Origin of the sequence: Nonomuraea fuscirosea (assembly GCF_003001935.1) — a bacterium.
Classification (GTDB): domain Bacteria; phylum Actinomycetota; class Actinomycetes; order Streptosporangiales; family Streptosporangiaceae; genus Nonomuraea; species Nonomuraea fuscirosea.
Map to the genome: position 1 here is coordinate 1 of NZ_PVNG01000027.1, position 14,026 is coordinate 14,026.

Here is a 14,026-nt window from a genome sequence, read left to right on the forward strand (position 1 = left end):
GGTTACATTCCGAACCCGGAAGTTAAGCTTCTCTGCGCCGATGGTACTGCACTCGGGAGGGTGTGGGAGAGTAGGTCACCGCCGGACAATCTTTCTTGGAGAGGGTTCCGACGCTTCACAGCGTCGGGGCCCTCTTCTTGCATTTCCGGACCTTTTCTGGGTGTCCTGCCGCCGTGCAGCCTTTCGGGGCAGCTTGGCGGGCTGCCGGCCTGTGAGGGCTCGGGTGGGCCTCGCCGAGGGTGTACCTGAGGACGCTCTGCTGCCAGGGCGGACCTGCTGTGAGGGGTCGTGCGGCCGACGTCGGGTCGTTACCGGATGAGCAGAGGTGTCCGCCCAAGGGATCAAAGACCAAGAAGAACTTGAACAACGGCGACCTCATGAACACCCAACCGGTGACGTGGCGATTCTCCGTCACCGATGCGCAGCAAGCGCGGTGGGAACTACTACGACCAGTAAGCTTCGGCCCTGGCTGGTCGTCGCAATGGAGCGGGCATCCGCTGGCGGGTCGCGTCGGCGCACTGCGATGGAGCAAGCACCAGCTGACCAACGGTATCCACTGGCGGGTCCGGGCCGAAGCACTGCGATAGAGCAGGCGTTAGCTGACCAACGGCATCCACTGACGAGTCCGGGTCTGGGAACCCGCCGGTGGACAGGCATCAGCCAAGAGACGGCTTCCTCTGGCGGGTCCAGGTCGCCGCACCGCGATGGAGCAAACGTCAGCCGATAGACGGCTTCTGCTGCGTGATTGGGGCGAAGCGCCGCGGTGGGGTGCGCGGCTCCTGGCATATGGTGCGCGGTCTGTGTGCTGTACGACCTGAGTGCGCCAGTCATGCCCTCGGCGTTCCCGCAGCGGGCTGTAGACCATGCGGCACTTGGCATATGAACAGCAATAGTGGCTGCCGGCCCCTGGTGCTCATCGCCGGGCAGCGCGGGGACGTGCCGGAGTTTGTCACGCTCACGGCACAGCTCAGCGCGTCGCGTCTGGGGGCGGACCGGCTCGGGGCCCGGTCTGAGGCCGTCAGCTCGGCCGGCACTTACCTGGTCGGTGGCTTGTCGGCTCTGATGCTCGCTGCTGGGCTGTGCGGGGATGCGCCGTTGGTTCCCGTCGGTCGTGGCACAACTCAGCGTGTCCAGGTCTGGGATCGGGCTGGCCGCGGTCCCAGTCCAGGGGATCGTCAGCGCCGCTGACGCGTACCCGGCCCGCGGGCTGTCGGCTCTGGTGCTTGCCGCTGGGCTGTGCGGGGATGCGCCGGAGTTGCTGCCGGTCGTGGGACGGTCTAGCGTGTCGCGTCTGAGTATCGGGCCGGCTGCGAACCTAGTCTGAGAGCGTCAGCGTGTTGGCGCGAGGCCCGGTCGGCGGGTGTGGGCCTGGTGCTTGCCGCTGGGTGGTGCGGGGACGTGCCGGTGTTTGCCACGCTCAGTGCACAGCTCAGTGTGTCGCGTCTTGAGGTAGGGCTGGCTTGGGGCCCGGTCTAAGCCTGTCAGCTCGGCTGGCACGTACCTGGTTGGCGGCTGTCGGCTCTGGTGCTCGCTGCTGGGCTGTGCGGGGATGTGCTGTTGGTTGCCGTCGGTCGTGGCGCAGCTAAGCGTGCCGTGGTCTGGGTCGAGTCGGCTGCGGGTCTGGTCCGGGATCGTCAGCGCGTTGGGGCGAGGCCCGGTCGCCGGCTGCGCGCCTGATGCTCATCGATGGGCGGTGCGGGGACTTGGCCGTTGCTGCCGTCGGTCTTAGTACAGCTCAGGGCGCCGTGTCTTGAGGTCGTGCCGACTTGGCGCCCGGGCCGGGTCGTCAGCTCGGCTGGCATGTACCTGGTCGGCGGGTGTCGTCCTGGTGCTCGCTGTTGGGCTGTGCGGGGATCGCCGGAGTTTGCTGCCGCTTGTGGGACGGCTCGGTGTGTCGCGTCTGAGTATCGGGCCGGTGCGGGGCTGGTCTGGGATCGTGAGCGCGTTTGTGCGAGGCCCGGTCGGTGGCTGTCGGCTTCGGTGCTCGCTGGCGGGCGGTGCGGGGATGTGCCGTTGCTTGCCGTCGGTCGTGGCGCCGTTCAACATGTCGCGTCTGGGGTCGAGTCGGCCGCGGGTCTTGTCCGGGAGCGTCAGTGGTGCTGGGGCGGACCCGGTCGGGACTCCAACTCGACTTGGTCGGCGGGTTCGGCTGTCGATGTCCTGGGGCAGCGGCGTGGATGACATGGCCGGTGAGGGCCTCATCGGTGTTCTCGCCGGGGCTCGACAATGAGACTCCTTTCGGGCGGTCATGCTCGCTTGCCCGTATGGGAGAGTCGCACTACAGCACATCGCAGAACATGGCGTTTACGCGGCTTCCGCTGCATGAGTCCCGAACTGGCCGATTGTCTCGCTGGCTGGCAACCGTGGAAGCAGGGGCGGTCAGGATCAGTGGGGGCGGCCCGCCATCAGCGGCGACAGTGGTAGTAGCGAGGGTGGGTGGTAGCAGCGGGGTGGTCGGCCGTTAGCGTTCGACCCGGCTGATTAGCGCAACCGTTCCGCCATGGGCTGTGTTGTGGCCTCCGAGTTCAACGGCTCCATGACCTGGTCGCCCTGCAACGACCACCTCTCCGAGACGGCTATCTACGACTTCGGGATGGTCTGAACAAACAATGGTGCTTCTGCGGTCGCTCTCCACCGGGCGTTCTGCGATGGTTCACCAGCGGATATGGTTCGACTCGCTCGGTGGTGTCCTCGTTGCGGCCGGAGCTGTTTCTGGAGAATTTCGGGATCAGTCTCGGCGTAGGGGAATATGTCGGTGGGGCCTGCCAACATGGCTTCATGATCACGTCGGTTGACGAACGCTTCTGGCTTTGTGTTTGTGTGCGCGGGTTGACTGCGCCTGGGCGGTTGGAGTGTTACGCCTCGGTGGCCTTCGGTGTGGGAGGGCTGGTGTCGGCGTTCGACGTGGAGGCCGATGCCACGGGCGTCTGCTGCGAGTCGACGTTCATCGCCGGGGCCGGTGGCAGGCGTGGCGTTGTGGGGGAGGTCGACGGGCGTCGGGTGGTTCGTGTCCGTCTGTGCGCGTCGATTGGTGGCCGGGTTTTTGGAGGTCGTGCCGCTGCCGGGGTGGGGCGGGTCGCGTCGTCGGTGGCGGGTACGCGGGGTCGCCGGCGGCAGTCGGCCAGGTTCCGAGCATGGGGTGAGGGGTGGGCAGCCGGAGGCGTTACGTGGGAGGGGTGGCGGTGGCTGGCTGGGTGGCTGGGCGCTGGCCATGTGGGGGCGGGGCTCAGGGGGTGTCTGGGGCGCGGGGATGGGATCTGGTGTGGGGTGGGTGTGGGCAGGGGGCTGTGGGTCGGGGGGCCGGGTGCTGGGGTGGGTTGGGGTTTGGGTGGTTGTGGTGAGGTTTCGGGACTACTTCGTGGTTTTGGTGGCAGAGGGACAAGTGCGAACTTCCGGGAGAGGCGAGGGTCAGAGGTGCAGCGTGCCGGACATCACGGTGACGGCGTGGCCGGCGAGGTGGACGCGGTCGCCGTCATGGCGGACGTGTACGGTGCCGCCCCGCGCCGACAGCTGGGCGCCGGTCAGGGAGGTGCGGCCGAGGCGGGCCGACCAGTACGGCGCCAGGGCGCAGTGGGCCGAGCCCGTCACCGGGTCCTCGTTGACGCCCACGTTCGGGGCGAAGAAGCGGGAGACGAAGTCGGTGTCCTCGCCGGGAGCGGTGACGATGACGCCTCTCGCGTCCACGGCGGCCAGGGCTTCGATATCGGGGCCAAGGGTGCGTACGGTTTCCGCCGAGTCCACCTCGACCAGCAGGTCGAGCGCGCTTTTTCCGACCCGCACCGGAGTGGCCCCGAGCGCTTTCTCCAGGCCGTCGGGAACGGGGACAGGGGTCACCTGCTTGGCCGGGAAATCCATTGTGATCATGCCGTCGGTGCGCCGATTCACGGTAAGGATCCCGCTCGCCGTGCTGAATTCCAGCTGTCCCGTCGCCGCACCGGTCGAATAGAGGACGTGTGCGGTCGCCAGCGTGGCATGGCCACAGAGCGTGACTTCCACCGTCGGGGTGAACCAGCGCAGCGAATCTCCGAGCAGGAAAGCGGTCTCGGAGAGGCTCATCTCGTTGGCTACGCTCTGCATCCACCGCTCAGTAACCGGAGTGTCCAGCAGGCAGACCGCCGCGGGATTACCCTTGAAAGCTGTGTCGGTGAAGGCATCGACGGTGAAGAGGAGCATGTGGCTCAGGGTATACGGGGGGCGGATATCCAGCTGCAACCAGGCTGCAAGCCGTACAAAATGGAATTAGGGCTGGGCGTGTCGCGTGGCGAATGCGGAATCGTCGGTTACCGTCCAATGTGTAGGGACGTGCCGATTACGGTGAGTTCCTGAGGAAAGGACAAGCCGATGGGGGCAGTGCGCAAGGTGGTGAGCTACCTTGGCCTGAGCGGGGTCGATCACTACGACGAGGGCTATGACGACGACGAGCACTACGAGGACGAGTACGTCCCCGCGACCGAGCGGGCCGCCCGGCGGTGGCGCGCGAACGTCGACTCGTCGCGGATCGTGATGGTCCAGCCGCTCAAGTACAACGACGCGCCGTTGATCGGTCAGCATTTCCGTGACGGGCAAACGGTGATCATGGACGTTACGGGCATGTCGATGTCCGAGGCGACGAGGATGGTCGATTTCGCCGCAGGGCTGGCTTTCGGGTGTGAGGGGCGGATCGAGCGCATCGCCGAGCGCGTCTTCCTGCTCGCGCCGGCTCACGTGGAGATCGAGACCACCTGATCGCGCATATGTAGGGAGGCTGTGCTGACCGCCAGATGATCCTCGTCTTATCCCCCTCCGCTCGTCTTCTACCTGCGGCCGGCCTCCGATCGAAGCACGTGTTCAAGGGCTGCCCGGCATAGGGCGGTTCGGCATAGTGCCGGCTGTTCGTGGGCTGAGCGGTCAGGTGCGCCGGCAACGGCCCTAGCGGGTTTGTCCGGCGGTTTGGTTCCGGCGGATTCTGGCGCGGGCCGTCCCTGTTTCGGCGGAAGCTGTTTCGGCGGGTTCCGTCTTGGCGGGGTCTGTTGGGGCGGGTGCCGGCTTGCTGGGTGTGTGGCCGGGCCGAGGACTTCGCGGGCTTACGTCAGTGGGCGGCGCGGGGGCCGCGGCGGATGAGGAGGGTGAGTTCGGCGGCGTCTTCGGCGGCCTGCTTGGCTCGGGCGTCCGACTCGCGGGCGTACGCGTGCAGCGCCCAGACGGCCCCCTCTGCCAGCTCCTTCAGCTCGTTGACCTGGGAGGCCACGTAGCGGGCGTCCGCCTCGGCGAGTTTGCGGCGCTGCCAGAGCTGCCAGGCGGCCAGGCCGATCATGGCGACGGCGGCCGCGGCGAGCAGGCGGGCGGCGAGGACCGCGCCGACGAGGCAGGCCACGCCGGCGACGGTGAGCACCACGGCGGCCCACGGGCGGCCGCGGGGCACCATGCCGTCGGTGACGATCGACTCCTCCGCCGCCGCCAGGGAATCCTGGTCGGGGCCCTCGGGGCGCAGGAGGATGCGGTGGCCGAGCAGCGGCACGGTCAGCGTTTCCGGCGGGTCGAGGCGGCTGTCGGCTTCGAGTTCTTCGGCCACGGCGCGCAGGATGGGCGCGGCGACGTGCAGGGCGATGGCCGCGAGATGCGGGTCGGCGCCGGGGCGCAGGTCGTCGAGCAGGTAGGTGCTGAGTGAGGCCATCGGCCCGGCCGGTCCGCCCAGGCCGATCAGCGAGCGCAGGACGGCCAGCGGCTCGTTCTCGGCCCAGGCGGCGGCGGGGCTGTTGGAGCTGTTGTCGAGCGGGGCGGCGGAGTCGTGTTCGGCCTGCCGGGCCGAGGTGATTTCCGCGCAGCGGCCGCGCAGCCTGGCCAGGCGGGCGGCGGCCACGGCGGGCCTGGCGAGTTCGGGGATCTCGGCCATCTCGGGGAAGTCGACCAGCGACGGCGGCACGACGACGGCGGGTTCGCCGGGCACGAGCGCCTGCACCCACTCCTGCGGGTCGGCGCGGTCCTGGATGGCCAGCGCGTCGAGTTTGCGCAGCACGAAGATCTTGCCGGCGGGGCCGTACGCCCCCCGGGCGGCGGCCAGCCAGAGCGAGCGCTGGCCGTGGGTGACGGGGCGGTCGAGGGACAGTTCGCCGAAGGCGGTGCCGAGCCAGGAGGCGTGGATGCGGCTGCCCTGCCCGGACACCGCCAGCGCCAGGCAGAGGAAGAGGGCGGTCTGTTGCTCGTCGCGGCCGGCCGCCTTGCTCAGGTGCTCCAGCGGGTCGTCGCCGGACAGGATGGCGACCAGCGCCTGGACGGCAGGGGGCAGCCAGTAGCCGGATACGTCGCGGAAGCTCGGTGCGGCAGGAGGCGCGGTGCCCTTGGCGGCGAGGTGCGCCAGCAGCGCCTCGGCATAGCGATGCAACTCGGTCGCTGCTGGGGGGCTCGCAGTCAGGTCCGTGCTCAAGGCAGAGAACTCCCCCAATTCGGCCTCAGTTCATGACCGCGTAAAGCGTAACCGCATGGGCGCGCCAACCGGGTGGAGGCGCGCCCATGACGGAACGGGAGACTTTGAGTCAACTGCCTGTTACATACGCTCGGGGACAGGGACGCCCAGAAGGTCGAGCCCGGTCTCCAGGACGCGCAACGTCAGCGCGCACAGGGCCAGCCGCTGGTCTCTCGTCTCGGGGTCGACGCCTTCCTTGACGACCGGGCACTCCTCGTAGAACGTGCTCAGCAGGCTGGCCGTCTGGAAGAGGAACGCGCACAGCCGGTGCGGCTCGGAGGCGGCGGTGACCTGGGTGACGAGCTCGCCGAAGCCCAGCAGGTGGAGGCCGAGCGCGCGTTCGGCCGGGGCGGCCAGCACGATCGGGGCGTTCGCCTCGCCCGGCTCGATGCCCGCCTTGCGGAAGATGGAGCGGATGCGGGCCGTCGCGTACTGCATGTAGGGGCCGGTGTTGCCGGTCGTGGCCACCATGCGGTCGAGGTCGAAGACGTATTCGCTGTCGTGGCTGACGGACAGGTCGGCGTATTTCACCGCGGCCATGCCGACGGCGTGGGCGATCTCCCGCTTGAGGGCCTCGTCGTAGCCGCGGTCCTCGATCAGCCGGGCGGCGCGGTCGACGGCCTCCTGGAGCAGGTCCATCAGCTTGACCGACTCGCCGGAGCGGGTCTTGAACCGCCGGCCGTCCTTGCCCAGCATCATGCCGATGCGCACGTGCTCGGCGTCGACCGTGTCGGGCAGCCAGCCGGCCAGCCGGGCCGCCGCGAACACCATCTGGAAGTGCAGCGCCTGCTCGTTGCCGACGACGTAGAGGATGCGGTCGGCCTTGAGGTCGTGCACGCGGTAGCGGATGGCCGCCAGGTCGGTGGTGGCGTAGCCGTAGCCGCCGTCGCTCTTCCTGATGATGAGCGGCAGCGGCTTGTCGTCGGAGCCGGTGAAGCCGGGCGGGAAGACGCACAGCGCGCCCTCGCTCATCTCCGCCGTGCCCGACGCCTCGAGGTCGTCGCAGGTCTTCTGGAGCATCGGGTTGTACATGCTCTCGCCGGCGATGTCGGTGTCGGTCAGCGTGACGCCGAGCAGGTCGTAGACCTTGTTGAAGAAGCGCACGGTGGCGTCCATGAACACGTGCCAGAGCCGCAGCGTGTCGGGGTCGCCCGACTGCAGGGTGGAGACCCGCGTCCGCGCGCGCGTCTTGAAGTCCTCGTCGCTGTCGAACTTGCTCCGCGCCGCCTGGTAGAACTCGGTGCCCTGGCCGGCTTCGAGCTGGGCGACCGCGGCCTGCTCGCCGATGTCGAGCAGGTGCTCGATGAGCATGCCGAACGGGGTGCCCCAGTCGCCCAGGTGGTTCTGCCTGATGACGGTGTTGCCCAGGTGCTCGTGCAGGCGGGCCAGGGAGTCGCCGACGATCGTCGTGCGCAGGTGGCCGACGTGCATCTCCTTGGCCGCGTTGGGCGCGGAGTAGTCGATCACGACGGTCTGCGACGGCGTGATCGTGCCGACGCCGAGGCGTGGGTCGGCCAGCATCCCCCGGGCCTCGGACTCGATGAAGGAGTCGGCGAGGGTGATGTTGAGGAAGCCGGGGCCGCTGACCTCGATCGTGCCGGGGAAGTCGGACAGCTCCGCCCTGATCGCCTCGGCGACCTCCCGCGGGCTCCGTCGCAGACGCTTGGCCAGGCTCATCGCGACGTTCGCCTGGAAGTCGGCGAACTGGGAGGGCCGGATCAGCGGGTCTGCGTCGGCGTGCTCCGGGCCGAACGCGCGGGCCAGCGCCTGCTGGACGCGCTCGGTGAGCACAATCTGCGGGTCGGTCATGGTCTAAGGGTACCGGCGAGCTTGACCGACACGCTTATCAGAAAAGCGGCCACGACCGAGATGCCGACGGCGATCAGATCGTTGCTCGGGTCGCCGGGTTCGAGGGCGAAGAACTCCCTGATGAAGGGCAGGGACAGGCCGACGCAGAAGAGCACCGCCATGGCCGCGACCATGGCCGCCCGCCACCAGTTGAGCGGCCTGGCGGTCAGGACGAGGACCCACCAGGTGGTGAGGAAGAGCGTGATCACGGCGGCGGTCTGGTCCTCCAGGAGGGAGGAGGCGCCGTTGTGCGCGGCCCAGAACGACAGCAGCACGGCCAGCGCGCACAGCACTCCGGCCGGTACGGCGAAGCGCAGCACACGGGGCACGAACCCGGGCTCGGCGCGCTCAAGGGTGGGGGCGAGCGCGAGGAAGAACGCCGGGATGCCGATGACCAGGGCGTTGGTCAGGGTCGAGTGGCGCGGCGCGAACGGGAACGCGACCCCGGCCACCCCGACCAGCAGCGACAGCACGATCGCGTAGAAGGTCTTGGTGAGGAACAGGTTGGCGACCCGTTCGATGTTGGCCAGCACCCGCCGGCCCTCGCCCACGACGTGGGGCAGCGTGGCGAACTTGTCGTCGAGCAGCACCACCTGCGCGACCGCCTTGGTGGCCGGGCTGCCCGCGCCCATCGCGATGCCGAGGTCGGCGTCCTTGAGCGCGAGCACGTCGTTGACGCCGTCGCCGGTCATGGCGACCGTGTGGCCGCGCGACTGCAGCGCCGTCACGAACTCCCGCTTCTGGCGCGGGGTGACCCGGCCGAAGACGGTGTGGCTGTCGAGTATTTCGCCGAGTTTGTCCGGGTCGTCGTGCGGGAGTGTCCTGGCGTCGATGGCGCGTTCGCCGCCGGGGATGCCGAGTCCGGTCGCGATGGCCGAGACCGCCTGGGTGTTGTCACCCGAGATGATCTTGAGGTTGACGTTCTGCTGGGCGAAGTAGCGCAGGGTGTCGCGGGCGTCCGGCCTGATGCGCTGCTTGAACGTGACGAGCGCGACGGGGAGCAGGGGGCCGGCGGGGAGCGTGCTCGCGGTGTCCGTGAGGGCGGCCGGGTCGGTGGCGCGGCACAGCACCAGGACGCGGGTTCCCGTGGCGGCCAGCTCGGCGGCCCTGTCGTAGCAGTCGCCGCCCTGGAGCAGCACGTCGGGCGCGCCCAGCACCCAGGTGCCGTGCTCGCCGAAGTCGGCCCCGCTCCACTTGCGCGCCGAGGAGAACGGCACGGTCGCGCCGGCCGTCCAGCCGTCGGCGGAGGGGTGGGCGGCCCTGATGGCCTCGGCGGTGGCGTTCGGCCGGCTGTCGAGGTGGGCCAGGGCGGCGAGCGCGGCGTCGATCGGCTGGCCGTCGGGCTTGGCCAGGGCGGCGGCGAGCGCGGGATCGATCGGGTGGCCGTCGGGCCGAGGAAGGGCAGCGGGTGCGGACCCGTCGGGGTGGGCGGGGAGGACCTGGTCGAGGTCCATGCCGGCCGCGGTGAGGGTGCCGGTCTTGTCCAGGCAGAGCACGTCCACCCTGGCCAGGCCCTCGATCGCGGGCAGCTCCTGGACCAGGCACCTGCGCCGGCCCAGGCGTACGACGCCGACCGCGAACGCGATGGAGGTCGTCAGCACCAGCCCCTCGGGGATCATGGTGACGATGCCCGCGACCGCGCCGGTGATGGCGGTGCCGAGGTCGGCCGAGTTGCGCAGCTGGCTGTAGATCAGCAGCGCGCCGATGGGGATGACCAGCCAGGTGATGTACTTGATGAAGTTCGCGACGCCGGCGCGCAGCTCGGAGTGGGCGAGGTGGAACCGGCTGGCCTCCTCGGCCAGGCGCACGGCGTACGCGTCGGTGCCGACCTTGGTGGCGACGAACGCCCCCGAGCCCGCCACCGCGAAGCTGCCCGACAGGACCTGCTCGCCCGGCTGTTTGTGCACGGGATCGGCCTCGCCGGTGAGCAGCGACTCGTCCACCTCCAGCCCCTCCGCGTGGATGACCTCGCCGTCGACCAGCAGCCGATCGCCGGGACCGAGCAGGATGAGGTCGCCCAGCACCACGTCACGGGGGCTGACCTGGCGTTCCACACCGTCGCGGCGCACGCGTACGGGAGCCTCGTTGATCACCGCGAGCTTGTCGAGCGTGCGTTTGGCGCGCACCTCCTGGATGATGCCGATCAGCGCGTTGGCCACGATGACCAGCCCGAACGCGCCGTCCTGCCACTCGCCGAAGATCAGGATGAGTGCCCACAGGACGCCAATGACCAGGTTGAACAGGGTGAAGACGTTCGCCCGGAGAATCGCGCTCAGCGACCTGCTCGACCGGCGTGGCACGTGGTTGGCCTTCGCCCCCGCCACCTGGGCGGACGTCAGCCCGGGCGCGGTCAAGGTAAGCCCGTCCACATAACCCCCCGTTTCTGTGGATCGGACTCACACACTAAGCCTTCACCACAATCTGTGGGAGCGACTTAGGGATGCGGCCGTCTCTCCGATGGCCGGCACCACGCCTGTGTGCGCCAGGTCGGCGGCGAGGCGGCAGGCCGCGCTGATGCCCTGCGCCCTGGAGGCGCCGTGGGCGATGACGACGGTGCCGTTGAGGCCGAGCAGGACGGCTCCTCCGTGCTCCTCGGCGTCGAGGCGGCGGCGCAGGCCGCGGATGCGGGAGCGCTGCATGGCGGCGCCGAGCCGGGCCACCCTGCTGTCGCCGATGCTCTCCCGCAGCTCGGTGAACGCGTAGCGGACCGCGCCCTCCATGGTCTTGAGCGCCACGTTGCCGGTGAAGCCGTCGGTGGTGATCACGTCGACCTTGCCGGTGAGCAGGTCGTGGCCCTCGACGTTGCCGGCGAACTGGATGCCGGGGGAGCCCTGCAGCAGCTCGTGGGCGCGTTTGACGAGCTTGTTGCCCTTCTCCGCCTCGCTGCCGATCGTGAGCAGGCCCACCTTGGGGTCCTGGATGCCGTGGGCGAGCTCGGCGTACGTGGCGCCGAGGTGCGCGAACTGCACCAGCATCTCCGGCTTGACCTCGGCGTTGGCGCCGGCGTCCAGGAGCACGGTGGGGGCGGGCAGCGTGGGCAGCGCGACGGCGATGGCCGGTCTGAGCACGCCCTGCTGGCCCTTGAGCCGGAGCTTGCCGGTGGCCACGATGCCCGCGGTCGATCCGGCGGACACGACCGCGGCGGCGTCGCCGCGGCGGACGAGGTGGCAGGCGACGGCGATGCTGGAACGGGGGCGGCGCAGGCTGGCCAGCGCGCCCTCGTCCATCGCCAGGGCCTCCTCGGCCCGGACGATCGGGACCTCCTTGGTGGCGTCGTGGTCGGCGAGCGCCTCGTAGAGCACGCGCGGGGAGCCGACGAGGACGACGGCCAGGCCGCGTTCGCGTACGGCGTGCACGGCGCCCGCCACGATCTCGTGGGGTGCGTGGTCGCCGCCCATGGCGTCGAGCGCGATGGGCCTGCTGTCGGACACTGATCACCTCGTACGGCATCGAGCCCGCCGTCACGGCTTGGCCGGTACGCGGGCTCGGTATGTCCGCATCGCAGGCGAGGCAGGTGCCAGGTTAACCGGCGGGTAGGCCCTGTTGGTTCCCTGGAGGGCACGTTCCAGTCATGTCCGGGCCGGCGGCGGGCCGGTCCTGGGTCCGGTCCAGGCGGCGCGCCGGGTCCGGGGCTTCGCGCCGGCCGTCCGCTAGTGCAGGTTCCAGTCGTCCTTGCCGCGGGTGACGATCACCTTGGAGAACTTCGACGACCCGGTCACCCGGATCAGCGGCCCGTCGCCCTGGGACCCGCCCGTCACGTTGCGCTTGCCGAAGATCGAGTTGCCCTCGTCGATCACGTTGGCGTCGTCCGGCACGCGCACGATCACCTTGCTGAACCGCGCGTCCGTCTCGACGGTGATCTCGCGGCCCGGCAGCACGGCCTCGGACAGGTCGATGATGAGCGCGCCGAACCTGGCCGACAGCTTGACGTGCCTGGAGGCCACCCAGTGGCCCTTGCGCACCATCTTGCTGAACTTCGAGTCGATGACCTGCCGTTCGATGCCGGCGGGCGGGCTGGAGGCGGACACCTCGGGCAGGTCCCGGGTGAGGGGGACGAGCTCGCCGACGGTCTTGGCCGTGTAGGCCACGTCGAGGCGGTCGGCGTGCTCGACGCTGGTCAGTCTTCCTGTGGCGAGCGCCTCGCCGAGCACCGCGGCCACGCGGTCGCGGTCGGCGTCGGAAGCGCGAAGCTGCGGATCGTTGGTCACGGTATAGGAGTTTATGCCGGATCGCGATATGTCGCGAGTGTCCCGAACCTCAAGGAAAACTTGGAGCCCAGCGGAACCGGTGACGCCGCTGGGCGCGTCCGGGTATTAAGGACCGTAGACGCGCGACAGGGTCGTGAGGTTTACACCCGATCGAACAAAAAAGATGGGAAAGGCCTAGTGATCTTGAACCAGGCAGGCACCCGACGCTTCAAGGCGTACACGTCCAAGCACCTTGACGAGCTTCTGCGGCGTGCAGGGCTGGGTGACGACGAGCGGCTCAAGGTCCGCGCGGTCGCCACGGTGCTGCCCTTCCGGACGAACGCCTACGTCGTCGATGAACTCATAGATTGGTCTGCCGCGACCGACGACCCCATATACCGGCTGGTCTTCCCGCAGGCGGACATGCTGCCCGCGGAAGACGTGGCCAGGCTGGCCGACCTGCTGAAGGCCGAGGCCCCGAACTCCGAGATCCAGGCCGAGGCGAACCGCGTTCGCGCCCAGCTCAACCCGCATCCCGCGGGTCAGAAGGAACTCAACGTCCCGAGGATCGGCGACGAGCCCGTCCCCGGGTTGCAGCATAAATATCCGGAGACCGTGCTGATCTTCCCCAAACAGGGGCAGACCTGTCACGCCTACTGCACCTACTGCTTCAGGTGGGCGCAGTTCGTCGGCGACGCGGACCTGAAGTTCGCCTCCGACGACATCGGCCAGATGGTCGACTACGTCCGCCGCCATCCCGAGGTCACCAGCGTGCTGATCACCGGCGGCGACGCGATGATCATGGGTGAGCCCGTGATCAGGCGCTACATGGAGCCGCTGCTCGAACTGGAGCAGCTCGAATCCATCAGGATCGGCACCAAGGCGCTGGCCTACTGGCCGCAGCGGTTCACCACCGACCCCGACGCCGACGCCACGTTGCGCCTGTTCGAGGAAGTGGTGGAGGCGGGCAAGAACCTCGCGTTCATGGCCCACTTCTCCCACCCGCGCGAGCTGGAGTCGCCGCTGGTCGAGTCGGCCGTCAAGCGCATCCTCGGCAGCGGGGCCACGATCAGGACCCAGGCGCCGCTGATCAGGTCGATCAACGACGATCCGGCCGTGTGGTCGGGCATGTGGCGGCGGCAGCACCGGATGGGGATGATCCCGTACTACATGTTCATCGAGCGTGACACCGGGCCCCAGGACTACTTCGCGGTGCCGCTGGCCCGCGGGTACGAGATCTTCAGGGAGGCATACTCGTCCGTCTCGGGGCTGTGCCGCACGGTGCGCGGGCCCTCGATGTCGGCCACGCCGGGCAAGGTGTGCGTCGACGGCGTCACGGAGATCGCCGGGGAGCAGGTCTTCATGCTCCACTTCATCCAGGCCCGCGACCCGTCGCTGGTGGGCCGGCCGTTCTTCGCGCGCTACGACCCGTCCGCGGTCTGGCTGACGGATCTGCGCCCGGCCTTCGCCGACCGTTTTCCGTTCGAGCCGGCCGAAGCGCTCCTTCCCGCCTGACCGGTCGCGCGCGTCCACCGCGATCGGAAAGAAA

General features: G+C 69.2%; 8 protein-coding genes and 1 rRNA gene. 3 read left to right on the top strand and 6 right to left on the bottom strand.

What is annotated here, in order from left to right; genetic code table 11:
• A 5S ribosomal RNA gene (gene rrf, locus B0I32_RS46040) occupies positions 1–87 on the top strand; the annotation flags it as partial.
• A gap of 3,321 nt (positions 88–3,408) precedes the next feature.
• On the opposite strand, the gene B0I32_RS46050 is transcribed toward rrf, so the two are convergent.
• A complete protein-coding gene (locus B0I32_RS46050; protein WP_106250554.1) occupies positions 3,409–4,173 on the bottom strand; it encodes a PhzF family phenazine biosynthesis protein in 765 nt (254 codons plus the stop codon).
• 168 nt (positions 4,174–4,341) lie between these two features.
• On the opposite strand from B0I32_RS46050, the gene B0I32_RS46055 reads away from it, so the two are divergent.
• On the top strand, positions 4,342–4,725 hold the full coding sequence (locus B0I32_RS46055; RefSeq protein ID WP_043633494.1) for a cell division protein SepF: 384 nt from the start codon (positions 4,342–4,344) through the stop codon (positions 4,723–4,725).
• A gap of 343 nt (positions 4,726–5,068) precedes the next feature.
• On the opposite strand, the gene B0I32_RS46060 is transcribed toward B0I32_RS46055, so the two are convergent.
• The 5 genes from B0I32_RS46060 to B0I32_RS46080 all read right to left on the bottom strand — a co-directional run bounded on the left by B0I32_RS46060 (position 5,069) and on the right by B0I32_RS46080 (position 12,498).
• Positions 5,069–6,403 carry a hypothetical protein gene (locus B0I32_RS46060; protein WP_245956533.1) on the bottom strand — a complete coding sequence of 445 codons (1,335 nt, stop codon included), beginning with the start codon at positions 6,401–6,403 and terminating at the stop codon, positions 5,069–5,071.
• 120 nt (positions 6,404–6,523) lie between these two features.
• A complete protein-coding gene (gene argS / locus B0I32_RS46065) occupies positions 6,524–8,251 on the bottom strand; it encodes an arginine--tRNA ligase (RefSeq protein ID WP_106250558.1) in 1,728 nt (575 codons plus the stop codon).
• Complete coding sequence (locus B0I32_RS46070; protein ID WP_106250560.1) at positions 8,248–10,659, bottom strand: HAD-IC family P-type ATPase; 2,412 nt, start codon at positions 10,657–10,659, stop codon at positions 8,248–8,250. The genes argS and B0I32_RS46070 overlap by 4 nt, the downstream gene beginning before the upstream one ends.
• A gap of 42 nt (positions 10,660–10,701) precedes the next feature.
• Positions 10,702–11,721, bottom strand: coding sequence for a phosphate acyltransferase PlsX (gene plsX / locus B0I32_RS46075; protein ID WP_281262669.1), 1,020 nt, complete (start codon positions 11,719–11,721; stop codon positions 10,702–10,704).
• Positions 11,722–11,940: 219 nt separating this feature from the next.
• On the bottom strand, positions 11,941–12,498 hold the full coding sequence (locus tag B0I32_RS46080) for a DUF1707 SHOCT-like domain-containing protein (protein WP_106250562.1): 558 nt from the start codon (positions 12,496–12,498) through the stop codon (positions 11,941–11,943).
• Between the two features lie 177 nt (positions 12,499–12,675).
• Here B0I32_RS46080 and B0I32_RS46085 point away from each other — a divergent pair, with 177 nt between their 5' ends.
• Entirely contained in the window at positions 12,676–13,992 is a 1,317-nt protein-coding gene (locus B0I32_RS46085; RefSeq protein WP_106250564.1) for a KamA family radical SAM protein, read from the top strand.
• Positions 13,993–14,026 lie beyond the last annotated feature (34 nt).